Origin of the sequence: Dyella ginsengisoli (assembly GCF_044904665.1) — a bacterium.
GTDB lineage: Bacteria > Pseudomonadota > Gammaproteobacteria > Xanthomonadales > Rhodanobacteraceae > Dyella_A > Dyella_A ginsengisoli.
The window spans coordinates 187,034-210,249 of sequence record NZ_JADIKM010000004.1; the positions used below are offsets into that span (position 1 = coordinate 187,034).

18 protein-coding genes are annotated in these 23,216 nt (G+C 67.2%); 9 read left to right on the forward strand and 9 right to left on the reverse strand.

Annotated elements, in window-relative coordinates; all coding sequences use genetic code 11:
- The first annotated feature begins 65 nt into the window (after positions 1–65).
- The 4 genes from ISP17_RS15185 to ISP17_RS15200 all read left to right on the forward strand — a co-directional run bounded on the left by ISP17_RS15185 (position 66) and on the right by ISP17_RS15200 (position 4,718).
- Entirely contained in the window at positions 66–1,715 is a 1,650-nt protein-coding gene (locus ISP17_RS15185; RefSeq protein ID WP_404634672.1) for an alpha/beta fold hydrolase, read from the forward strand.
- Positions 1,716–1,906: 191 nt separating this feature from the next.
- A complete protein-coding gene (locus ISP17_RS15190; protein WP_404634674.1) occupies positions 1,907–2,344 on the forward strand; it encodes a DUF2846 domain-containing protein in 438 nt (145 codons plus the stop codon).
- Between the two features lie 828 nt (positions 2,345–3,172).
- The gene (locus ISP17_RS15195; RefSeq protein ID WP_404634676.1) at positions 3,173–3,925 is read left to right on the forward strand and encodes a GGDEF domain-containing protein; all 753 of its coding nucleotides are present in this window, start codon (positions 3,173–3,175) and stop codon (positions 3,923–3,925) included.
- A 313-nt stretch (positions 3,926–4,238) separates the two neighbouring features.
- On the forward strand, positions 4,239–4,718 hold the full coding sequence (locus ISP17_RS15200) for a hypothetical protein (RefSeq protein ID WP_404634678.1): 480 nt from the start codon (positions 4,239–4,241) through the stop codon (positions 4,716–4,718).
- Between the two features lie 46 nt (positions 4,719–4,764).
- On the opposite strand, the gene ISP17_RS15205 is transcribed toward ISP17_RS15200, so the two are convergent.
- From ISP17_RS15205 to ISP17_RS15215, 3 genes are all read right to left on the reverse strand, one after another.
- Complete coding sequence (locus tag ISP17_RS15205) at positions 4,765–5,706, reverse strand: MBL fold metallo-hydrolase (protein WP_404634680.1); 942 nt, start codon at positions 5,704–5,706, stop codon at positions 4,765–4,767.
- A 308-nt stretch (positions 5,707–6,014) separates the two neighbouring features.
- Positions 6,015–6,581, reverse strand: a complete 567-nt coding sequence (locus tag ISP17_RS15210) for a hypothetical protein (protein WP_404634682.1) — start codon at positions 6,579–6,581, stop codon at positions 6,015–6,017.
- 127 nt (positions 6,582–6,708) lie between these two features.
- Positions 6,709–7,722 carry an acetamidase/formamidase family protein gene (locus ISP17_RS15215; RefSeq protein ID WP_404634684.1) on the reverse strand — a complete coding sequence of 338 codons (1,014 nt, stop codon included), beginning with the start codon at positions 7,720–7,722 and terminating at the stop codon, positions 6,709–6,711.
- Positions 7,723–8,101: 379 nt separating this feature from the next.
- Here ISP17_RS15215 and ISP17_RS15220 point away from each other — a divergent pair, with 379 nt between their 5' ends.
- A complete protein-coding gene (locus ISP17_RS15220) occupies positions 8,102–8,704 on the forward strand; it encodes a hypothetical protein (protein ID WP_404634686.1) in 603 nt (200 codons plus the stop codon).
- 261 nt (positions 8,705–8,965) lie between these two features.
- Complete coding sequence (locus ISP17_RS15225; protein WP_404634688.1) at positions 8,966–9,697, forward strand: DUF4386 domain-containing protein; 732 nt, start codon at positions 8,966–8,968, stop codon at positions 9,695–9,697.
- Between the two features lie 136 nt (positions 9,698–9,833).
- Here the strand turns inward: ISP17_RS15225 and ISP17_RS15230 are convergent, their stop codons facing one another.
- Entirely contained in the window at positions 9,834–11,690 is a 1,857-nt protein-coding gene (locus tag ISP17_RS15230; protein ID WP_404634690.1) for a hypothetical protein, read from the reverse strand.
- Between the two features lie 539 nt (positions 11,691–12,229).
- Between ISP17_RS15230 and ISP17_RS15235 the strand changes: the two genes are divergently transcribed.
- Complete coding sequence (locus tag ISP17_RS15235; protein ID WP_404634692.1) at positions 12,230–14,356, forward strand: autotransporter family protein; 2,127 nt, start codon at positions 12,230–12,232, stop codon at positions 14,354–14,356.
- A gap of 150 nt (positions 14,357–14,506) precedes the next feature.
- On the opposite strand, the gene ISP17_RS15240 is transcribed toward ISP17_RS15235, so the two are convergent.
- Both ISP17_RS15240 and ISP17_RS15245 read right to left on the reverse strand, forming a co-directional pair.
- Positions 14,507–15,163 carry a glutathione S-transferase family protein gene (locus tag ISP17_RS15240; RefSeq protein WP_404634694.1) on the reverse strand — a complete coding sequence of 219 codons (657 nt, stop codon included), beginning with the start codon at positions 15,161–15,163 and terminating at the stop codon, positions 14,507–14,509.
- A gap of 92 nt (positions 15,164–15,255) precedes the next feature.
- A complete protein-coding gene (locus ISP17_RS15245; protein ID WP_404634696.1) occupies positions 15,256–15,735 on the reverse strand; it encodes a VOC family protein in 480 nt (159 codons plus the stop codon).
- A 352-nt stretch (positions 15,736–16,087) separates the two neighbouring features.
- On the opposite strand from ISP17_RS15245, the gene ISP17_RS15250 reads away from it, so the two are divergent.
- Positions 16,088–17,137, forward strand: coding sequence for a hypothetical protein (locus ISP17_RS15250; protein ID WP_404634698.1), 1,050 nt, complete (start codon positions 16,088–16,090; stop codon positions 17,135–17,137).
- Positions 17,138–17,206: 69 nt separating this feature from the next.
- On the opposite strand, the gene ISP17_RS15255 is transcribed toward ISP17_RS15250, so the two are convergent.
- The gene (locus ISP17_RS15255; RefSeq protein ID WP_404634920.1) at positions 17,207–19,216 is read right to left on the reverse strand and encodes a catalase; all 2,010 of its coding nucleotides are present in this window, start codon (positions 19,214–19,216) and stop codon (positions 17,207–17,209) included.
- Between the two features lie 219 nt (positions 19,217–19,435).
- Positions 19,436–20,362: a diguanylate cyclase gene (locus tag ISP17_RS15260; protein WP_404634700.1), complete on the reverse strand. Its 927-nt coding sequence runs from the start codon at positions 20,360–20,362 to the stop codon at positions 19,436–19,438.
- Between the two features lie 205 nt (positions 20,363–20,567).
- Here ISP17_RS15260 and fosX point away from each other — a divergent pair, with 205 nt between their 5' ends.
- Entirely contained in the window at positions 20,568–20,972 is a 405-nt protein-coding gene (gene fosX, locus ISP17_RS15265) for a FosX/FosE/FosI family fosfomycin resistance hydrolase (RefSeq protein ID WP_404634702.1), read from the forward strand.
- 284 nt (positions 20,973–21,256) lie between these two features.
- On the opposite strand, the gene ISP17_RS15270 is transcribed toward fosX, so the two are convergent.
- Positions 21,257–23,002, reverse strand: a complete 1,746-nt coding sequence (locus tag ISP17_RS15270) for a hypothetical protein (RefSeq protein WP_404634704.1) — start codon at positions 23,000–23,002, stop codon at positions 21,257–21,259.
- Positions 23,003–23,216: the final 214 nt, after the last annotated feature.

Consider the following 23,216-nt stretch of genomic DNA (forward strand, 5'->3'; position numbering starts at 1 on the left):
GGCGTGGCGGGAGCGGCGCGAGGCATGTGCCCGGCCTTGCCACTACTGACCGAGGAGGCATCACGATGAAGCTCTTTACGTTGTCTGCACGCAAGCTGGTGGTGCTGATCGGTTGCGTGGCATGCCCGGGGCTGGTTGGCGCCCACGGTGCGGGTGTCGACGATCACAGCAGTGACCCGGCCTACGCCAGGTACTACCAGCAGCAGGTGAACTGGGGTGACTGTCCGCCGTCGCTGTTTACCGACGGCAGCACCATCCAATGTGCCCTGGTCACCGTGCCGGTCGACTGGGCCGACCCGAGCCGGGGCGACATCACCATCGGCATTTCCCGGCCGCTCAATCCAGGGCCTTACTCCCGTCTGCTGCTGGTGAACGCGGGTGGCCCGGACAACTCCAGCGCCTCCCAGGCGGAGATGCTCGAGCAGTTGCAGCCGCAGGTTCAGGTCGATCATCTGGTGGTGGGCGTCGACCTGCGCGGCATCAGCGATGGCCTGGGCACCCAGGTGAGCTGCGATTACGCGCCGCGCAGCGGCGCCGAGAACTTCATGGACGGCGACAGCCGCAATCCCACGGACGAGAGCCTGCGGGCGCAGCAGGATTGGTGGAATCGATCCATCAGCGCCTGCCTGCAGCAGCACGCGACGTTCCTCAAGGGCATCACCACGCCCAATCACGCCCGTGACCTCAACCTGGTGCGTGCCATCCTGGGGTTCCGGCACGCCGATCTGTTCGGCGTCTCCAGCGGCAGCAGCCTGATGGCGTATGCAAGCCGCATGTTTCCCGAGCAATTCGAGCGCGTGGTGCTCGACAGCAACATGAACTGGGTGCATCTGGACTGGCAGCGACAGGCATTGAGCCGGATGTCGATGGATCAGCTGAACGTGCAACAGGCGTTCATCCCGTTCATCGCCAGGCATGACGACCAGTTCCATATGGGGACGACGCCGCAGCAGGTGATGACGACCTTCCAGCGCATCTACCAGGCCACGTCGGAGCATCGCATGGGCAGCGTGACGCCGGACCAGGCGCTGGGCGCCATGGACGGCACGGGCATGTGGGTGTTCTGGGATCTGCTGGTGCAGCCGGCGCTCGGCGCCATGTCCCAGGCGCTGGATGGAAGCCCTGACCACATCGCCAACGCCGAACAGATCGCCGCATTCACCATTGCCGATCTGCGCAATCGGCCCAGCTTCAACCCCATGGCCGACGTGCTCCAGTGCAACGATTCCGGCTCCACCGATCCGCGCAGCATCGCGCAGAAGATCGCCGACGTCCGCACCTACTGGGCCATCGGCGCATCCACCCTGGTGGACAAGTGCCAGCACTGGCCGTGGCAACCGGCGCTCGACCGCACTCTGGAGTCGCGCACCCGCGTGCACGCGCTGATGGTGCAGAACGAGTTCGATCCCTCCACGCCGTACTCGCAAGCGCTGAAGGACCGGCTCGTCAACGGCCATGACTCGCGGATGGTGCTTGTAAACAACGCCACCACCCACGGCGTCATGTTCGACGACAACGCCTGCACCACCAACGCCGAGTTTGCCTATCTCAACTTTGGCGTCATGCCGGCCCGGGACGTGGTCTGCCAGGCCAAGCCGATGCACTCATTCGCCATGCAGGACACGGTGACCTACGAGTACGGCTACCCGGCAGCAGGTTCGTGGCTGCCGCCACCGCCGAACACCCACGAGGTGAGCTGGCTGCTGGTCCCCTGAGCCTCTGAGCCGCGGGCGCAATGATGAGGCAACCCGGCATCGAGGTGGTATACGATCGCGATGCCGTCAGGGGAGACACGGACGGTACTGGTCTCGCCTGGCGAGCGTTGCATGGAGGCAGCTCAATTTTCGCGCTTTCGAACCATGTGCTCTTGTCCGGTGGGATACATCCAACCACAGGGGAGAATTGCATGTTTCGCAAATTGATCGCGTTTGGTGCGTTGTCAGTGGCTCTGCTCATGAGCGGCTGTGCCAGTGTGCCGATGGCAAGCACGTCGGCCGATGCCCAGGCCAAGACCTTTACGCCGATTCCCGACAAGGCGGTGCTCTACGTCTACCGCAACGAGACCATGGGAGCGGCAATCAAGATGCCGCTTCTGGTTGATGGTGCAAGCGTTGGCGACTCCGCCGCGCATACCTATGTTCGCAAAGAGCTGGCGCCAGGTCAGCACACCATCACCTCGAAGACTGAGAAGGACTCCACGCTCACCATCGACATGATCGCCGGCAAGATCTACTACGTCTGGCAAGAAGTGAAGATGGGCATGTTCTCCGCCCGCTCCGCGCTGCACCAGGTAGATGCGGCAAAGGGACAGAAGGGCGTTGAGGAGTCCAAGCTGGTCAACTGATCGTTGTGTAGGTGCGAGAAGGGCGGCCTAGGGCCGCCCTTCTTATCTTTCTGCTTTCGCCGCTCCCGGTTTTACTTACCGTCACGAATTGGCGGCACCTCAGGTTCATTTCATGCGGTTAGTTTGGAGCGCGCTGGCCGATAGCGGTTCGGGGACCGGCGAAGTGTCGAGTATTGGCTTCGAGCGTAGCTTCGAAGTCGTCGCGCCCTGGTGCGCGTCGCTGTCTGAGGTAGGTCCGGATCTCGGCTGGATCGTCGTCGGACAGCGTTTTGCGCAGAAGCTGGTGATGCGTCACTGTCTGGAGCGCTGGTTATGCCGCTGTACGTGCCTGGATGGCTGCAGGCAGAAAGTGCACTCTGATCTACGGTACAGCTCTCCCCCGATTTCGATGACATCGCCAAGCCCGCACAGCTAAAGTGTCGCCGGTTTGCAGGGGAGTCCCACGGAATGCATCGACTGGCCAGCACGCTGGTTCTGGCTGCGCTGGCGTGTGCCGGCGCGAGCGGCGTACACGCGCAGCGGGGAGAGCCGCGTTACCCGCCGGCCAACGGCATGCCGCCCCCGCCACCGCCGCCGGGCGTGCCGCCGCCCGACGGGCGCTTCGGGCCGCCGCCACCTCCTCCGCCGCCGCCGCCGCGATCGTTTCAACAAACCGCTCCGGTGCCCGCGCCGACGGCGACCTTGCCCAGCGTGGTGCCGATCTCCACAGCCCCGCCCGCGGCACCGGTGGCCGCGACCCAGGCCAGCGAGAGCGACCCTGTGCCGTCGCCGCCCGCACGGCCGGCCACGCCGTCAACGGCCGCTGCGCCTATCGTTCTGCCGGACCGGGTGACGAGCGCGCCCGCGCCCACGGCGTCCGCCCGTTCGCTGACCTGGCTGTGGTTGCTGGCGCTGGGCGGATTGCTGCTGGCGTGGTGGACGGCGTGGCGTCACAGTCAGCGCCTGCGCGAGGAAACCGAGCGGCTCGCGCGCCAACAGCGCGTGCTGAAATCGGCGCACAGCCATCTGCAGCGCAAGTCACAGGAGCTGCAGCACCTGTCGATGCACGATCCGCTGACGGGGGCGCTCAATCGCCAGGCGTTCGGCGTTGAGCTGCGCGACCGTATCGATCATCTGGCCAAGTACAACCTGCCGCTCAGCCTGATCGTGTTCGACCTGGACCACTTCAAGCAGATCAACGATCGCCACGGGCACCTGGTGGGCGACACGGCGCTCGCGCTGGTGGTGGGCGTGGTGCGCGAGCATCTGGTGAGCGACGACGTGTTCGGCCGCTTCGGCGGCGACGAGTTCATGGTGGCCTGTCCCGGCCAGACGGCAGCTCAGGCGCTCGTCCTCGCCGACACACTGCGCCAGGCCGTGGTCACCCGTGCACCGCTGGCCGATCCGCCGATTCCCGGCCTTACCCTCAGCCTCGGCGTGGCCCAGGCCGATCCGGAGCAGGGCTACGACGTCGACGACCTGTTCGCCCGCGCCGACGCCGCGCTGTACCTGGCCAAGCAACGCGGACGCAACGCCTGCGTTGCAGCGGACGGCGGCACGGTGGCGCAGGCGGTGCCGGGGTCGGTGCGACGGCATCTTTAGGGAGGGTCTGATCTTGCTCGTCATCCCGGCGCAAGCTGGGATCCAGTGCCTTCAAGCTACTGAACGCCAAAAACATGGGATGTCCGGCTAGACGCGTTGAGAAGCACGTCCTGTTTGTAGCAAGTCGACTCTGACCTCTGATGGCGGCGTCCACGGCGGCTCCACGCCGAGTCCCGCTCAACGACGCGGACAGGTGACCAAGTCCGGCCCCTTTCCACGCACTGAACTAAAGACGGCCGTGCCGGCGCTGCCGGGCAGCGGATGGGACGAAGCCGCCCGACCGGGCTATCCGCATACTTCAGGGAGGAAAAGCATGCCCAGGCAGATCCAGACCCGCTCCAAGACCGGAGTGATGCTTTTCAAGAACCGCGCCCGCAACGACTGGATGAAGCGCAAGGGTATCGAGCGCGACAACATCCAGCTCGGCAAGCGAATCCGCAAAAAGACGCGGTTCTACACGCCCGGCGAGATCCAGCCCTTCATCGAGATGTTCGACCTCAACGGGCAGCAGCGGCCGGGCCTGAATCCGGGTACCCACTATCGGCGCGCGGTGCACATCGCCTACACCGGCGGCCGGCTGGGCGATTTCGCGGTAGCCAATGCCGCCGCCGGATACAACCAGACGCCCGCCGGCCATGTATGGCACCACTTTCACGACTGGACGCCGCCGCTGGTCCACGGCGGCAACGGCTACGGCACGCTGTTCCTGATGACGACCGCCGAGCACGGCATCTACCACTGCGGCGGCGTGCTGCAGATGGAAACTCATCTCGGCGTGCCGTATCGGCCGTGAGGGTGGCGCGAGCGGGGCGACGGGCGCGATCGCCGCGCAGCATCGACTACGGGGCAGGCACCGGTCGGCGCTTGTCCCCTGCCAGCTCCGCCACCGTCTGCGCGATGTTCTTCGCCGCGAAATAGCCGAAGTAATCCCAGTCGCTGTAGGTGGGCTTGAGCTGCGCCAGCACGTCCTGCGTCAGGACGTCGCCGTGTTCGCCCTTGCTCCGCGCCGTGGTGATCGACTGGCGCAGCGTGACGAGATAGTCGCGGAAGGCGCGCACGTCGGCGGCATGCGCGACCTCGCCGTGGCCGGGCACGAAGGTGGCAGCGGGGTAGTCGTTGAGGAAGGTGGCGTTGGAGGCGATTTGCGCCGCGGTGTCGGCGTCGATCAGGTTGGGCAGGTTGTGGTTCCAGAACATGTCGCCGGTGAACACCACGTTCGCGTCGGGCACCACCACCACCGAATCGCCGCCGGTGTGCCCGGGCATCACCCGCACGATCACCATGCGCTTGCCCAGATGCAGCTCGATGCCGTCTCGGTACACCACGCTGGGCAGCACGTAGGACTGCACCATGGCCTTCTGCGCGGGGGTGATCTTGCTGCCGAAGAACTTCAGGTTCTCGGTGCGCTCCCACGCGCGCACGTTGCGCTGCGCGAGGATCACCGCGCCGGCCTTGTCGAACACGCCGTTACCGGCCACGTGATCGAGGTGGTAGTGGGTGTTGACCACGTAGCGCACGGGCAGGGCGGTTTTGTCGCGGATGGCCTTGAGCAGTGCCTGCGCGGCGGCGGGGTCTTCGAAGGTGTCGATCACCAGCACGCTGTCATCGCCGATGACGAAGCCGGCATTGCTGCCGGCGCTGCTCGGCGTGGGCGAGACGGCCGCCCAGACGCCCTTGCCCACTTCGTGCAGGGTGAACAGCGGCGGCGCATCGGCGGCGTGGACGGCCGCGCCGCTCGCGGCCAGTACGAGCAGCAGCATCAGGTGTTGCAGACGGCGCATGGATTACCTCGTGGCGATCTAGTCGGGCGCGCGCGGGCGCGGCGGTCGAGAACATCGCCGAGCATGCACGGTTTTCGACCGTGTGGGCTGGAAAGCCGAGGGGTGCGACAGAGTGCGCCCGCCTCTGTCGCGACAACCGGCATTTCCCACGCGGTTCTGGGACGGGCTGCTACGAGGGCCGGTTCGCCAGCTCAGCGGGCCTTCACGGCACAAGTGTCGAGCGCGGACGTCGCCGATGCGGCTGTTCAACCCCGACGCATCTGCCCGCGATCCATGCGCCGCTCATGCCGCGGCGGCCCGATGGTGGCTCACTTGATCGGTGCCATCAGGTGCTCGTAGGGCGTGTCGGCCCACATCACGTAAGGGGCGCCGGTGTCCGGAGCGGCGCCCTTCGGATAGTCCGCGTAGAACTCAGGGTCCGCGCCCACGATCATGATGTGCGGGCCGGTCTTGATCCAGTGATTGGCGGCATCCGGCTTGGTCGCGAACGGGTCGGTGTTGCTCGCATCGGTGCCGCCTTCAAGCATGTACATCAACCCGAGCTTGCCGGCCGGAGGTGGCTGGTGGGCCATCCACGCCTGCGCCCAGGCCAGCGCGTTCTTGTCCATGCACATCGGATCCGGGCCCGGAGTGGCGGGACTGTCGGGCATGCAGGTGAACCCGTTGGTGCCCTCACGCAAGGTGCGCATGGTGCCGTCGGCACCGGCCACCACGATGGTGGCGTTCTTCGATACGTGCGCGGGCGCGGCGCGCATGGCGCTCTTGATCAACGCGGCGTCGCTCGGTGTCTTCTTGTCGGCCGCCTGCGCGGCACCCGACAACATCAGCAACCCGATGAGCAGCGCCAGCGGCGCTTTGGGAATGGCTGCGTACATGACGAACCCCTCCTTGATGGACGGCGGGTCATCCGGGCATTCCCAAGTCGGAGTCTGTGCCTTCGTCCGGGCGGGGTCAAACCTTGCCGGGCGCGTGCCCGCCGGGGTCGGCGCAGCGGTCGGGCGCTCACGGATGCCGCGTGAAGATTGCCTTGGGCAACATCACGTGCACGCCCTTGTTGTGGTCCACCAGCTCGGTGATGTCGATGTCGCCGGCCACGCTGATCAGCATGTAGGCGTCGTCGCGGCTCAGGTGCTGATGCTGTACGAGAAAGTCGATCATGCCGGCGACGGCCTTGTGCGTGGCCACGGTGAGGTCGTCGTCGAAGCCCATGCTGATGAAGTGGGTGGGCGTCTCGGCGCGGGGGTAGGGGCCGGTCTTCATGCCCTTGTGCACGACGAACTGCACGGTGCCGACCAGCGAGGTTTCCATCGCGGTGATGTCCACCTCGCCGTTGCCCTGACCGGCGTGGCCGTCGCCGATCTGGAACAGCGCCCCGGGCACGAACACCGGGTAGAACACGCGCGAACCCTGCACCAGCTCCTTGTTGTCCATGTTGCCGCCGATGATGGTGGGCGGCGCGCTGTCGTAGCGACCGAAGTCCGGCGGCGGCGCCACGCCCATGCTGCCGAAGAACGGGTGCAGCGGAATCTCGATGCCCGGGCCGAAGTGCGCGGTGCGCCTGGTCAGGTCGAGCGGGATGATCTTGATGCGCGAGTAAGGGAAGTCGTCGGTCTGGAAGCCGAGCCCGTAGCGGAAGCCGTTGTAGGCGTAGGGAATGGCCAGGTCGATCTGCTTGAGTCGGATCTCCAGCGTGTCGCCGGGCTCGGCGCCGTCGATGTACACGGGGCCGGTGAGGATGTGGCCGCCGGGGCCGCGGTCCCTGGCCGGCACGCCGTTGAAGAGATCGCGCAGGCTCTGCTCCACGTCCTTCGGCGCCACGCCCGCCTTCTCCAGTCCGCTCGGACTGTTGGTGAGCACGGTGTGGAACACCACCGTGTCGCCGGAATGGATGCGCAGCACCGGTCGCGTGGTGGCGTCGTAGTGGCCCCAGGCGACCGTCTTCGGCGTGGCGGGCAGGGTGTAGGTGGTGCCGGTTTCGGTCGCACCCGCATTGCTGGCCTGGGCGTGGATTGCCACAGACAGGAGGTATGCGCAGAACGCCGCCGCGAGGGCGACGCGCCGTTGGGTTCGAGCGAGAGAGGTCGGCATGATGGGTGTGGCCTGGTGGCGTCCGGCGGCGCCGGTGGATCGCTCGATACTCGCCACTGGCAAGGGACCGCGCAAGCCAACCAAGGTCGCAGGGGGCGGGATTTCCGCAGCTGCGCGGCGGAGAGGGCGAGCGTGTGTCGGGATCATCGCAGCCGCCATAAAAGCGTGGGCCGCAATGCGCCCAATCCGGTGCGCAATTGGCATGGCGGGCTGCACGGTTTCACTTCGAGACCGGGAAGGGTTCACGCCTGGGCAACGACGGGCGGCGTAGACCGGAACGTCCCCCCACCGACCCACGAACACATCCATGAACAGAAAAGTCAACGATGGCCAGGTACGCGAACTCCTGCTGCAGGCGCTGGAGACCGAGCGAGGCGGCATCCAGGTGTACACCGCGGCGCTGAAGGCGGTGCAGAACAAGGATCTCAAGCAGGAGTGGCAAGGCTATCTGGACGAGACGCACACCCACGAAGAAGTGCTGATCCAGGTGTTCAAGGATCTGGGCATGGATACCGAAGCATCCAGCCCCGGCCGCACCGTGGTGGCGCATCAGGGCGCGTCGCTGGTGACGGCGATCGAGATGGCGATCAAGAACGCGGGTGCCATCGGCGCGGAGCTGGTGGCCTGTGAGTGCGTGGTGCTCGCCGAAACCAAGGACCACCAGAACTGGGAGCTGATCGGCAAGGTCGCCGAGGCGGGTGGCCCGCATGCCAAGGTGCTCAAGGCGGCGTACGAGGCTGTGGAACAGGACGAAGACCATCACCTGTATCACACCAAGGGCTGGTGCCGGGAGCTGTGGATCCAGAGCCTGGGCATGCCCGCCGTGCTGCCGCCGCCGGAAGAGATCAAGCACGTGCAGACGGCGATTGGCGCAGCCAGGGCCGAGCAGTTACGCAAGCAGCTCATGTGAGGTAGCGACACGTCGGTAAAGGCCGGCCGCCGGCGGGTTGCGGGCTGGCCATGGGCTGTACGCCCTGCGCCGTGGCGGCCGCCTCATCAAGCGGGTGTTTGTTTCGCGGCGTGCGCTGCGCCGCCGCGGCTCGGGTCGCGGTGGCTGCGGTCTTCCCTGCAACGTGCCGTACGGCAGGCGTCGGGCGGCCGGTGATGTGCTCCCATGGGTGCGCGGTCCGTGGCACAACGCCCGTCGGACCATCGCACGGAAGGGCACGCCATGGCATCACCCGCGAACGTCACCTCGCCGCAGATCTACGCCCGCCTGGGCGGGTTGCTGTATCTCGTCATCATCGTCGCCGGCGCGTTGGGCGAGCTGTTCGTGCGCGGATCGCTGGTGGTGCCCGGCGACGCCGCGGCCACGGCCCATCGCCTGCTGGCTTCGCAGGGGTTGTGGCGCGCAGGCATCGTCGGAGACCTGGTGATGCACCTGTGCGATGTGGTGGTGATGTGGGTGATCTACCTGCTGCTGCGGCCGGTGCACCGCCCGCTCGCGCTGCTGACGCTGCTGTTCAATCTGATCCAGACGGCGGTGCTGGCGGCCAACAAGCTCACCTTGCTGGTGCCGCTGGTCCTGCTCGGCAGCGACGCTTACCTCGCGGCGATCGCGCCGGCCCAGCGGGAGGCGTGGTCGTACGCGGCGATCACCCTGCACGAGTACGGCTTTGCGGTGGGCCTGCTGTTTTTCGGCATGGTGTGCCTGGTGGAGGGTTACCTGATCCGCCGCTCGCGCTTCCTGCCGGGGTGGATCGGTGCGCTGATGCAGCTCGCCGGCGCGTGTTACCTGGTGAACAGCTTTGCGCTGCTGCTGGCCCCCGAGTTCGAGGCGCGACTGTTCCCGGCAATCCTGATGCCGTGCCTGGTGGCCGAGCTGTCGTTCGCGCTGTGGCTGCTGCTCAAGGGTGTGGACGTGGCGCAGTGGCGGATGTGGAGCGACGGCGAAACGCGCTGAGTGCAGCCGCATGTAGTAGGTCGGCCGGGTCGTCGCCTCGACCTTCAGCGAGGCGCCGAAGTGCTTTGACCTTCAGCAAGAAACGGGCACGATGGCATGCATCCATCGCGCCCGTGGGTCGTGTTTCAGCGACGCCTTACAGGCCGATCGCCGAGATGCGGGTGGCCCAGTTGCTGAGCGCGCCACGCGTGCCGCCACACTGGAACAGGGGCGGGGTGAGGTACTCGCTCAGGGTGCAGGTTTGCGCGATGTATTCCGAGGCGGTCCAGATGGTGTTGCCATCGGCCGCCGCCGCGCCGTAATCGCCCCAGCGCGGGCGACCACCGCCCAGGTAGGGGATGCCGGTGAAGCCGTCCCACGGGCCGGCGCCTGCGGCCGCGATGGTGACGTCGCCGGCACCGGCCTTGGCATCCAGGCTGGCATAGCCGGCGCTGGGATAGTCGTTGGGCCCCACCACGGTGAACGCGATCACGCCGCGCCCGCTTTGCGTCACGGCCGCAGCGCCGTAGGTGAGGTTGGCATCAGGCAGCGCCAGCGTGCCGTTGGCGAACACGCCGCGGGAGCCGGGATTGATCACGAAGTAGTTGATGCCCGACCCGTGACTGCCGTCGGCGAGCAGCACATCGGTATCGAGCGTGCCCCACAGCTTGCCGTTGGCGTAGCTGACCTGCTGCATGCGCGAGTCGTTCACCGCCATCGGCCTCGGCGTCGGGTAGACGATATTGGGATAGCCCAGGTAGGTCGGGGCGCAGCCGGTGAGGGCAAAGCAGTCGCGCAGCGGAGCGCTGCCGGGCTTCTGCTGGACCAGGCTGCTCGGTACGGCGTAGTCCTGCACAGTGACGGGCGCCACGTTCAGTGCCAACGCGGCCGGCGTGGTGTCGATGGACTGTGTGTGCGTCACCGACCAGAGCCAGATCGTGTTGGACGTGCCCGAGTCGTAGAACACCGCGTCGGAGCTGAGCAGGTATTCGGTGCCGCCGTTGGTGGTCACGAACTGGCCGCCCGACGAGATCGCCGGCCACACCGTGAAGGCCGGTGCCGGCACGTTCGGATCACCGCCGTTGAACTGCACCACGTTGACCGTGGCGGAGGCGTTGACCAGCGCGCGCTTGGAGATGGCGTAGATCTGCGCGCCGTAGAAACCCGAGCCGAACAGCGCGAACTCGTTGGTGGTGAGGAAGATCGCGTTCGCGTCGGCGCCGATGTGCGGGTAATCGCCCAGGCAGAATCCGCCGGCGCAGCCGTGATCGGGCGTGCCGTCGCTGCCGTTGTTCTGCACCGGCAGCGAGTAGACGGTCCAGGCCCCGGTGGGGTCGGCGGTCTGGCTCACTGCGATGTCCAGATGGTTGGTGCCGGCCAGCGTGGACGAGGTGCCCACGCGATCCAGCGTCAGCACCACCTGGAACCAGCGTTTGGTGGCCGCGTCGTAGTAGCACGACGGATCGGTGATGCTCGGTCCGTAGGCGCCGGTAGTGCGATTGATCGCCGCGGTATAGCCGTAGAACGTGTTGAGATCGACGGGACCGACCAGCCGGTTGCCCGCGGTGTCGTAGATCGCCAGCACGTCGTTGACGCTTTCCATCACGAAGCCGTTGCCGGCGCACAGGCCCTGGTCGGGCGGTTCGACCGAGAACTGGTTGCCGCCGTTGGCGTAACGCTGATCGTAGAAGTTCAGGCCGTCGAAACCGCCCAGCAGGTTCGGATGTGACTTGGCCCGCTTGGCCTGGCCCATCCGCTGGCTACCCGCGTGTCCGCGGGCGATGGTGCGGTTCACTACCGGCGGCGGTCCGAGGTCTTCCTGGTCGCCCGAATCGGCGTCGCCGGCGGTCATCGCCGGATCCTGTTCGAGGCTGGTCAGCGGCGCGCCGCCGACGGGTGTGGTGACGGGTACGGTGGTGCGCGCCTTGTGCAACGTCAGGGTGGTCTGTGGTGCGCTGAGGGCGCACGTGGCAAACGCCATGGCCGCAACGGCGATGAGCAATCTGATCTTCATGACATCGGTCTCCCAATCAAGTGAGGTGACCGCGTCCCCCTGGATGCCTTGATCGGTAACACCGACGGGCATCGACGCAAGTACGCGCATGTTGCATGCGCGTCCGGGGAGGCTACTCGCCTGTCTGCCGCTCTGCCATGGTTCCGCGATCCGGACGGGACGCAGGAAGAGCGCCTTGAAATCTGAGTGATCGCGTCGAAGCTCATGCACGCGGTATTCACCCGTGGACCGGATACTCGACAGGCTGGTGTCGAGCGCGGCCACGCCGAAGCCTCCCCGCCAGTACGCCTCGCCAGCTTCACTCGGCGAGCGCTCCCTCGAATCGCAGCGGCATGCGCCGCCCCGATACTTGCTCATTGCCGGCATGCCATGCCGGTGCTCCTGCGGCTTCCACTTCTGCGCGACCCGTTCCGGGGCGCGCGTCGGCGACGGCTGCACTTCAGACCAGTTTGCCTCCGGGGTGATACGCCAAACGGGGATGTCGACTCATTGCACCCGCTCACCCAGAGCGAGTCACACCACGTTGCCCAAGGCATTCCATGAAAAACCTGAAAAAACAGATCTCCCTTTCCGTCCTCAGCTCGGCGATGCTCGCCTGGCTGCCCATGGCCGTGGCGCACGAAGTCGTCGTGCTGCCGGGCGTGGTCGGGCCGGTCGGCGTCGCCACGGGTGTGCAGACGCAAGGCCCGGGCCTGCTGACGGTCGGCCAGCAGGACATCAACACCCAGAACGAGGCCGGCGGCGGCATCACCACCGATGCGGCGAACACGGCCCGCATCGCATTCATGAACAGCTCGACGGTGACCGGCTTCGTCGGCAGCTCGGGCTCGACCTTCCTGGACATCTCCGCAGGCACCGTCGGCAACACGGTGACCTTCAACGGCCCGGTGTACTCCACCACGTTCTCGCTGGCCGGCACGGGCACCGTGAACTTCAACGGTGGCTACACCAGCAACACCGGCTCCACCATGGATTTCGGCGGTGACGGCTTCATCAACGTGGGCGCAGGGCAGACCGTCAAGGCGGCCGTCACCAACACGGCGGGCGCCGGAACCGGCACGCTCACGCTCAACGCCGACAGCATCATCGATGGTGCGGTGGGCGCGGCGAGCGGCCTGAGGCAGATCACCCTCACAGGCGGTAACGCGCTGATCACCGGCCAGGCGCAGGCGGCCAGCTACACGCTCGGCACCAACACCTTGAACGTGGGCGGCGCATTCGCGGTCCCCACCGCGGGCACCATCAACACCACCATCTTCAGCGAAAGCCTGTACGGCAAGATCGTGCCGGTAGGCGCGGCCAGCATCGGCGATGCGCTCAAGGTGAAGGTGACGGTGACCGGCCCGATCCCGGTCGGCAGCATCTTCAACATCGTCGATGCCACCAGCGGCACCAGCGGCAGCACGGTGACCGCCACCAGCAACACGACCCGCTATCTGTTCTCCGCGGCTCCCACCACCAACGGCCTGGTGCAGATCATCGCCACGCAGATCCCGCTGGTGGACGTGGTCACGCCGGTGGGCAACCCCACTGCACCGGTGATCGCGCCGGTGATCGACGCGCTGCCGCTGACGCCGGCCAGCGTGCCGTTGCTGACGGCGATCACCCTGCTGCCCACCGCGGCCGAGGTGGCCGATGCGCTCGCGCAGCTGCAGCCCGACGCGGTGAGCCTGGCGTCGCCGCAGGCCAGCTATCGCGCCACCCAGCAACTGGAGCAGCTGTGGGCTTCGCACCTGGACGCCACCCAGCAGAGCTGTGCCCTGGCCAGCACCCGCAACGATCGTGCGCCCGCGCATGATGGGCAGGAATCGCCCTGCGTCACCGACAAGCGTCCGCAGCTGTGGGCCGCCGGCTTCGGGTTCGCCGGCACCCAGCGCGGTGCCAACGGCTATGAAGGCTATTCGGACAACAGCGGCGGCCTGATCCTCGGCTATGACATGCCGCTGAGCCCGTCGCTCACGCTGGGCGGCAGCCTGCGCTACGCCCGCTCCGCGCTCGATGGCCTGTCGCAGCGCAGCCATGGTGACGTGCGCTCGCGCCAGGCCTCGGTGTACCTGGGCTACGCGCCGGGCAACTGGTTCTTCAATGGCGACCTGGTGGTCGGACACGACGACTACGCGAGCTCGCGCCAGGTCAGCTTCACGGGCATCAACGAGACGGCGCGGGCCGACTACAGCGGTCGCCAGTACACCGCCTTCGGCACCGCCGGCTATCACTATCGCCTGGGCGATGGGCGCACCGTGTTCACTCCGTTCGCCACGATCCAGCACACTCGCATGAAAGTCCGAGGCTATACCGAGACAGGCGGGAACTCGGTGGATCTGCGGGTCGACCCGCGCGACCAGAATTTCACCCAGTCGGGCCTGGGCGTGAAGCTGGCGCGCGACCTGGTGTCGTCGGGTGCGCGAACGATCCGTCCGGAAATCCATGCCACCTGGCTGCACGCGTTCGATGGGCAGGCGGCCGGCAGCACGGCTGCGTTCGTCAGCGGCGGCCCGCAGTTCAACGCGAGCGGCGTGAACACCGGGCGCAACATCGTGGACGTGGGCGCCAGCGTGCTGGTGGCCGGCGAAAGCGCCTGGTCGTTCGAAGCCGGTTACGACTATCAGCACAGCCAGCGCTTCAGCGCCGGCCAGGTCATGCTGCGAGCCACCATGCGCCTGTAATCCCTCTGCGGAGTGCGTGAGGATGGCGTCGACCGGCACCGCCCTGACGCGACCTCCCCATGGCATCAAGTGACGCCGGCAGAACCCATGCCGGCGTCTTTGTGTCCGGAGTTGTGTACAAGGCGCGCCCGCGCGGCAGCAGAAGGCCCGTTATCCGGCGGCCGGTTGTCGGCTGGTGAATACCGCCAGCTGCGCATCGAACGCACGCTTGAAGGCCGGCCGCGCCTCACCGCGGGCGACGTAGGCGGCGAGATTCGGGTATTCGTCGAGCAGGCCCGAGGGGCGCAGCCGGCGCAGCACGCCGATCATCATCAGGTCGCCCGCGCTGAAGGCGCCGTCGAGCCAGTCGGCGTCGTCCAGACGCTCGGAGAGTTGGCCCGCGCGCTGGCGAATGCGGTCCAGCACGAGGGGCATGCGCTCGGCGGCCCAGGGCTTGTCGCCTTCCTGGAACTTGGCGTTCTGCAGGTCGAGGATGGGCGGCTCGATCGTGTTGACGGCGGCAAACATCCAGGCGACCGCACGAGCCCGGGCGTTCGCATCGTCCGGCAGCAGGCCCGCGTGGCGCTGCGCGATATGCAGCACGATGGCGCCCGACTCGAACAGCACCAGTTCGCCCTCTTCGTAGGTGGGAATCTGCCCGAAGGGGTGCCGCGCCAGATGCGCGGGTTCCTTCATCGCGGCGAACGACACCAGGCGCACCTCGTAGGGCTGACGCACTTCTTCCAGCGACCAGCGCACGCGCATGTCGCGCGCGAGGCCCTGGCCGCGGTCGGGGGACGTTTCAAAGGCGGTGATGGTGGGGGTCATGGGAGGGTTCCGGATGCTGGGGCGTCGTTGTGACGCTGATGGAAGATGTGGGTCACGAAGAGGTTCTGGAAAGGTCGATGCGGCAGCGGCGCTCACCCGCGCCGCGCCGCCTCGATCGCCGCGATGTCGATCCGGGTCATCGTCATCATCGCCTCGAACGCACGCTTGGCGGCGGCGCGATCGGGGTCGGTGAACGCGGCGGTGAGGGCGCGCGGCGTGATCTGCCACGACAGGCCCCACTTGTCCTTGCACCAGCCGCAGGCGCTGGGCTGACCGCCGTGGTCGATGATGGCGTTCCAAAGGCGGTCGGTTTCGGCCTGGTCGTCGGTGGCCACCTGGAACGAGAACGCCTCGCTGTGCCGCATGCCGGGTCCGCCGTTGAGCCCCAGGCAGGGGATGCCCATCACGGTGAACTCGACCGTCAATACATCGCCCTGCTTGCCCGCGGGGTAGTCACCCGGCGCACGATGGACCGCGCCCACGGCGCTGTCGGGAAAGGTGGCGGCGTAGAACGTGGCGGCGTCCAGCGCGCTGCCGTCGTACCAGAGGCAAATCGTGTTCTTGCTGACCATGCGGGTTCTCCTTGTGGGGCGGCGGGCGCGCTTTCGTATTCCCGACGAGCGGCGGCCGGGTAGATCGACACGATCCCGTGCACCGTGACGAATCGGTGGAACGGCGCCGGGCGTGCCGACGCCGCGACCATCGGCGCCCACAGGTTCGTTTTCGTTTCGGCGCGCGCTCCCAGCTTCCCGCCATCATCTGACGCCGGGCCGCATTCATCGACAGGACACCCGCGATCACCCACATTCTCTCGTTTGGACGATCGGAGCGATGATGGGCGACAGTCGGGCAACGCGTGGCCTCCGTGCCGACCATGGCGGATATCTAACGCAGCTGCGCCACGTTCTGGCGATGTTGCTTTGCATGCTGGGCGCAGTCGTCAATGTGGCTCACGCCGGGAGCGACCGGCTAAACATCCACGTGCTGAACGATCGGCTGACCCTGGCCGTGGCCCGACACCCGCAGGTCTATCTCTATGGGCGCATCGATCCGGATGCGCCGAAGCGCTTCGCGAAGCTGATGCAGTCCGGCCGCATCGCGCCGGGTTCGGATGTCTATCTCAGCGCGCGCGAGGGCGACGTCGCCGCCGGCATGGCGCTGGGGCGACTGATCCGTCAAAGCGGCATGGCCACCCACCTGGGCGCACCGCGCAAGAGCTTCCCCCGCGCCACGGCCAGCCGCACGGCACTGTGCGTGGACGCGTGCGCGTATGCGTTCTTCGGCGGGCTGTACCGCTGGGCGCCGAGCGGCAGCGACCGCCTCGGATTGACGCTGGCGGCACAGGGCAGCTCGGCCACGGCGCCGCTCCCCGCTGATGCCAGCGCCTACCTCAAGGCCATGCAGATCGATCTCGGCCATCTCACGCCGGCACCGGGCGCGCCCGCGGGAACGGTCCTCTGGCTCACCGCCGAGCGCCTGGAAAAGACCGGCGCCACCAACAACGGCCGGCTTCCGCCTGTCGCGCACTACGACATCACCTCGGCCGCACCCACGCTGGATCTGCGCCAGCTCGACCGCAAGGGTGAGCACCGGCTCACCGTCACCTGCCGCCCCGGCCAGACGCTGGTGGCGGCCTACGAGCGGGTGGGTGCGCTGCGTGCCCGCCAGGTCGTGGCGCGCGGGGCGCGGTCGTACTTCGAGCTCAATGGCCGTCCCATCCTGGCATCGCAGGACGCTGTCAGCGCCGAGGGCGACATGCTGGTGATCCGCCGCAATTACCCGCCGTCCGACCTGGTCGACCTGTTGTTCGCCGGTTCCATCGGTGCGTGGGTCGATGGCCGCAGTGCCGCCTTCCGCGACGGCTTCGAGCTGCATCCGTGGGGTGCCTACAAGCAACTGAAGGTGTTCTATCACGCGTGCTGGAAGGCAGCGCCGTGGCCGCCGCGGGCGAACAAGGCGGCATCCGGGCGGTGACTCCGCTGTGCCGGAGTCGGGCCGGCCCACGGACACGGCGCCGTGGGGGCTCGGCCCGGCTCCCTGCGCTCAGGCCAGCAGGCGCAGCTTGGGCTCGCGATCCCACTGGCGGGTCTTCGCTGCCTTGATGAAGCCGGCGCTGTCGGTGGCGTCGAGCACGCCGGCATCGTTCCTGATGCCGCCGGCTTTCAGCACGGCCTGCGCGCCGCTGTCGGCCGCGATGGCCTTGAGATGGCCGAAAGCGTCGCGCACGAAATCGACGGCGGCGGCCTCCCGGGCGAGCATCTTGCCGGCTGCTTCGGACAGCACGAGGGCGACGGCATCGAACATCACCGATGGCGTGCCGGCCAGTTGCCCGTCCGCGGCGAGCGGCTTGCCGTCGCTGAGCCGGGCACCGCCGAGCCTGGGCGCAACGATCTTCACCGTGGCGCCGGCCGCTTCCGCTGCCTTGCGCAGGGCCTTGATGGTGGCGGCATCGGAGTCGTCGTGGATCAGGATGCCGATGGCGCGGCCTTTCAGCGTGTCCTTCATCTTTCCGATGATCTGCAGCGGCGGTGACGCCGGTTGATCGGTGGCCGCCACGGCCGCCGGCTGTGCCGGGGGCAGGGCGCGCATGCCCAGACCGTCGGCGACGCGTTGGGCGAGGTCGTCATCGATGTTGCGCAGGTGGCCCACCATGGCCTCGCGCACGTGCGCGGTTTCCACCTTGGACAGTTCAAACACGAGCGCCGAGGCGATGTGCGCCTGCTCGGGCCGGGTCTGGCTGCGGTAGAACTGTCGCGCCTGGCTGTAGTGGTCGGCGAAGCTCTCGGCGCGGATGCGGCTCTTGCTGCCGTCGCCGGCCAGTTCGGCGAAGCTGCGGAAGCCCGCGGTGGTGGCGCGGGCCGAGCCGGGCTCCAGCGAATTGGGTTCGTACGAGGTGCGCCCCTTGGGCTGTGCCATCTGCATGTGGCCGTCGCGTTGCTGATTGGCGAACGGGCACTTGGGCGCGTTGATGGGGAGTTGGTGGAAATTGGGTGAACCCAGCCGCGACAGTTGGGTATCCAGGTACGAAAACAGCCGCCCCTGCAGCAGCGGATCGTTGGAGAAGTCGATGCCCGGCACCACGTGCGACGGACAGAACGCCACCTGCTCGGTTTCCGCGAAGAAGTTGTCCGGCCACCGGTCGAGGGTCATCTTGCCGATGACAGTCAACGGCACCAGTTCCTCGGGGATCAGCTTGGTGGCGTCGAGGTGGTCGAACGGAAACGCATCGGCTTCTTCCTGCGTGAACAGCTGCACGGCGAGATCCCATTCCGGGAATTGGCCGGTCTGGATCGCCTCGAACATGTCGCGGCGATGGAAGTCCGGATCCGCGCCGGCAATTTTCACCGCCTCGTCCCACACCGTGGACTGCAGCCCCAGCCGCGGGCGCCAGTGGAACTTGACGAAGGTGCTGTCGCCACTGGCGTTGACCAGGCGGAAGCTGTGGATGCCGAAGCCTTCCATCATGCGCAGCGAGCGGGGCAGGGTGCGGTCGGACATGGCCCACATCACCATGTGCATCGCCTCGGGCGTCAGCGAGATGAAATCCCAGAACGTGTCATGCGCCGTAGCGGCCTGCGGGAAGCCGCGGTCCGGTTCCATCTTCACCGCGTGGATGAGGTCGGGAAACTTGATCGCGTCCTGGATGAAGAACACCGGGATGTTGTTGCCCACCAGGTCCCAATTGCCCTCCTTGGTGTAGAGCTTTACCGCGAAGCCGCGCACGTCGCGCGGGGTGTCTACCGAGCCGGCACCGCCGGCCACGGTGGAGAAGCGGGCGAACACAGGCGTCTTCACGCCTTTCTCGGTGAGGATTTTTGCCGTGGTGTACTTTTCGAGCGACCTGGTCAGTTCGAAGTGACCGTGCACGGCGGTGCCGCGCGCGTGCACGATGCGCTCGGGGATGCGCTCGTGATCGAAGTGGGTGATCTTCTCGCGGAGGATGAAGTCCTCCAGCAAGGTGGGCCCGCGCGGCGTGGCCTTGAGCGAGTTCTGGTTGTCGCTGACCGGCAGGCCCTGGTTGGTTGTCAGCGCAGGCTGGTTGCCGTCGGCCATCTGCTGCAGTTCGTCGCCATGTCCGCGACGGGGCGTTGCGTTGTCCGATGAACGTCCTTTGGAAACGGGAGATGTCTTGGTCTTGGCCATGGGGTGCTCCGGCGGCGGCGTGCGAGGGGGGAGTGGAATCCTCCCCTGCCGGGCGTGAACACCACGTCCGTCCGGTTGCGCTGCAAAGCCGCCCGTGCGCAGGCCTACGCCTGGTTGATCGGAGCATCCCTATGACAGCATGCCGGCGGGCTTGTTCGCGCTTTCCGCCCATGCGCGGGTGCGGTTGCGACCCATCCGCTTGGCTTCGTACATGGCCTCGTCGGCATGCGCGATGGACTGTTCGACACTGTAGCCCGGTTCCAGTCGTGCGATGCCGAATGACATGGTGACGCGGATGGGCTCATGCCCGCCGGGGGCGATCTCCTGCGCGGCCAGCCCTTCGCGCAGGCGTTCCACCAGCGCGTGACCGGTGGCCAGGTCGGTATCCGGCAGGCACAGCAGGAACTCCTCGCCGCCGTAACGGAACAGCTTGTCGTACGGCCGGAGATTCCCGATCAGATACTGCGCAGTGGCCGCCAGCACGCCGTCGCCGGCCGGGTGTCCCCAGGTGTCGTTGACGCGCTTGAAGTGGTCGATGTCCATCATCACCACGCAGCACGCCTGCACACCCCGGTCGACCAGTGCCTGCTGCTCGCGCAGGGCACCGAGCATGCCGAGGCGATTGCCTGCACCCGTGAGCTCGTCAAGGCTGTACAGCGCGTTCTCCATGTCGCCACGAAGCGTGAAGATCTGCAGCCGCAGGCTCTCCAGTGCGCGGGCGAATGCGTCGAAGTCGACGGCGGAGACGGGCTGCCCGGTGTCCAGCGACCCAAGCAGCTTCGCTGCCAGTCGATGCATGCGGTGATGCTCTTCCTCGATGGCGGCGAAGCCCGGATGCTGACGCAGGACGGGGGACGCGTCCTGGTAGTACCACAAGCCGAAGCGGCACCGACGATGCGCGTCCGGGGCGATGTCGTTCGTCTCGTAGGGCAGCCGGCAGACCAGGGTGCGGATGATCGTGTCGTACCACTGGTTGTGCCGCCGGACCGCAAGGTCGAGTTGCTGCAGGCCGGCCTGGATGGCGGCGCGGTCGGTGTTGCTGGTTGTCTGCCCCACGGCCCGGTCTCATCGGTGGTCTGCGTACATGCGATGGCGGGTTATCGGCAGCGACCAGGCCAAACTGAAAGAAGTGCCGCCGGCCGCGCCTTTGCCCCGCCGCCAGCCGGCTGCCACAAGGCGGGGACGGGGCTGCCCGGAAGGCTCCGCCTGTGCTCGGCTACGATGGCCGCCACGTCGCGTTCGACGGCGAGGAATTCAATCGATGCAGGGCATCAGCCACATCACCTTTATTGTGCGAGACCTTGACCGCATGGCGGCCTTCCTCTGCGAAGGGCTCGGGGCACGGGAGATCTACGACAGCGCGGAGCGCAACTACTCGCTGTCGCGCGAGAAGTTCTTCCTGCTCGGCGGCGTCTGGCTGGCGGCGATGGAGGGGGCGCCACCGGCGGAGCGCTCGTACCAGCACGTGGCGTTCCGGGTGGATGAATCGGATCTTCCAGCGTATCGGCAGAGGCTGGAGGTCCTGGGTGCGGAGGTCAGGCCACCCCGGCCGCGCGTGGACGGCGAGGGACTCTCCCTATACGTGTACGACTTCGACAACCACCTGTTCGAGTTGCACACGGGAACGCTGGAGCAGCGCCTGGCCCGCTACGGCGCACCGCGCTGAGAAGCCGCCACTGGCGCCGCTCGGCGCGCTCCGGGTTGTGACCGGTGAGGAGTCCGGCCCACGTGATATCGCCCAGCCGGGATCGCAGATGTCGTTTGGCTCGTGCGGCGGCGCCCCGACGCGATATCGCCACAGCATTTCGTGACACCGAAAGAACGCATGCCGGCCCCCTCCGGGAGTGTGTGCAAGGCGGGGCGGAGGCAGAAACAGTCGGGCCGAGTGCATCTCTGGATGTCTCGCCCTGACAGGGGAGGCCCCGTGATCCGGGGTCTCCCCGGTGGGTGTCACCAGAGCAGTTTGGTCCGGTAGATCCCGGCCCATCCGGCTTCGTCGGTGGCCATCGAGGCGTTGATCACCAGCTCGTCGCCGCGCAACCCCTCGCGCTCGATGCCAAGGCTGGTGATCGGCAGGTGCCCGCCTGTTTCAGCGTCCACTGCCTGCGGATCGAGCAGGGTGCCATCCGTGCCCGTGGCAGCCAGGGTGCGGAGGGGCGATGCGAACGGTCCGTTCCTCAGGTAGATGCCGTCAACTGCGTTGAGGTATGCGCCGTTGTTCAGCGTGCCGGTGCTGGCCTTGAACGCTGCGCGGAACAGCCCGAGGCTCGCAAGCAACGGGTTGGCTGGCCGCGACACGGCGACGAATGCCGTCGAGCGCCAGCGCGCCGGCTCGCCGTCTTCTTCGGTGGTGGAGCCCGGCACGTGGCCGGAGAAGTTCCAGTACACGAAGCTGGTGAAGTTGTTGGGTGACTTGGCGATGGCCCAGGTTCTTCCGCGCACCAGGTCACGCACGAACACGCCCTGATGCACCGGCGTCTGCACGGCGTGCCCGTCCGGGTATTGCTGGTTGCAGTAGGCGACGATGTCGGCGTTGCCGTCCTGCGGGCAGCGCAGCAGCAGCGATTGCGTGCCCTCACCCCATGCGCCCCAGAACGCCACGAAGCGGCCGTCGAAGGAGAGGCCTTCGCCGATCTGGGTGAAATGTTGCGAAGCGTCTTCGCCGGGTACGTGGTCACCGATCCGCACCAGGGTTTTCAGTGGCGGCTGCGACCGGTTGAGCGTGGCCAGGTAGATGCCACCCGCCGTCGGGTGATCCTCGTTGTCCAGGCCGACGAACACGGCCTGGTTGCCTGCGGCGCTGGGCGGCGCGGTGGAGCCGAAGTGCAGGCTGGTGCCGGGAATGTAGCTGTCGGTGTTGGCGATCAGCACGGTGGGCAGGGTGCCGCTGGCCGGGTATAGCGACGGCCCGCTGGACATCGGGAAGGGCGCGTTCATCAGCTTGCGGTAGTACACACCAGTTTTGCTGGTGGTACCCACGGTGTAGTTGCCCTTGAACACGACGATGTCGTGCTGGGTGATCGCCGGTGAACCCGGGACGATGTCGAACGCTGTGCCCGGCCTCTCCGGCACCTGAAAATAGGAGAACACCGGCACGCTGCCGAGGCGGCTCTCGGCGGTGACCAGATCACGGAACGGGTTGGCATACACGCCGTTGGTACCCACCTGCTCCACCACCTCGCCGGCGTCGTTCACCACCTGCCACACCGGCGGATGCGCGCCGCGCGTGGCGACGGTGGACGAGTTCATGTCGATGCGCGGAAACGACGGCGTCTCCTGGAACGTGGTGCCGCGGTTGTTGGGCTGCGGCACCAGTGTGTCGCGATCGAGGATGCGCACGATGGGGCCGCCCTTGGCCATGTCGCGGGTATAGACGCCGTGCAGCGGTTCCCCCTGGCTTCCGCCACCCTTGCTGCGTGCGCGGAACACCACCAGTCCACGGGTATTCACCGACGGCTGGTTGAAGCTGTTGAACAGCCGGCACGGCGGTGCCGTTGGCGCAGGCCCATCGGGCACGCACGTTGCCGAGGGCATGAAGCGCCCGTTGTTCGCCACGGTTTGCCACCGCGCGCCGACAGTTGCAGTGGGCGTGGCGCCCCAGGCGAGGCCGGGCACGAGCAGCGCGAGCGGCAGCACGCAACGCACGAAGGGATGCGCGCGCGACGCGCCGCACGCGGGAGTGGATAGACGATGCATGGGAACCTCCGAAAACGGGTGGATAGCGAGCGGCCGCGAGGGCAGGTGCATCGTCAGCGTCCCCGCCGCGCGCGCATTTGAGCGATATCAATCGCGAGCGGGGGGCGTGGCGTTCGCGGTCGCGAAGGCGCGCTGTTTCTGACGGCATGCGACAACGGGCCGCATCGAGCGTCCGGCTCTCTCGCAGCGGCAGGCGCGCGGCGTGGACCAGGGA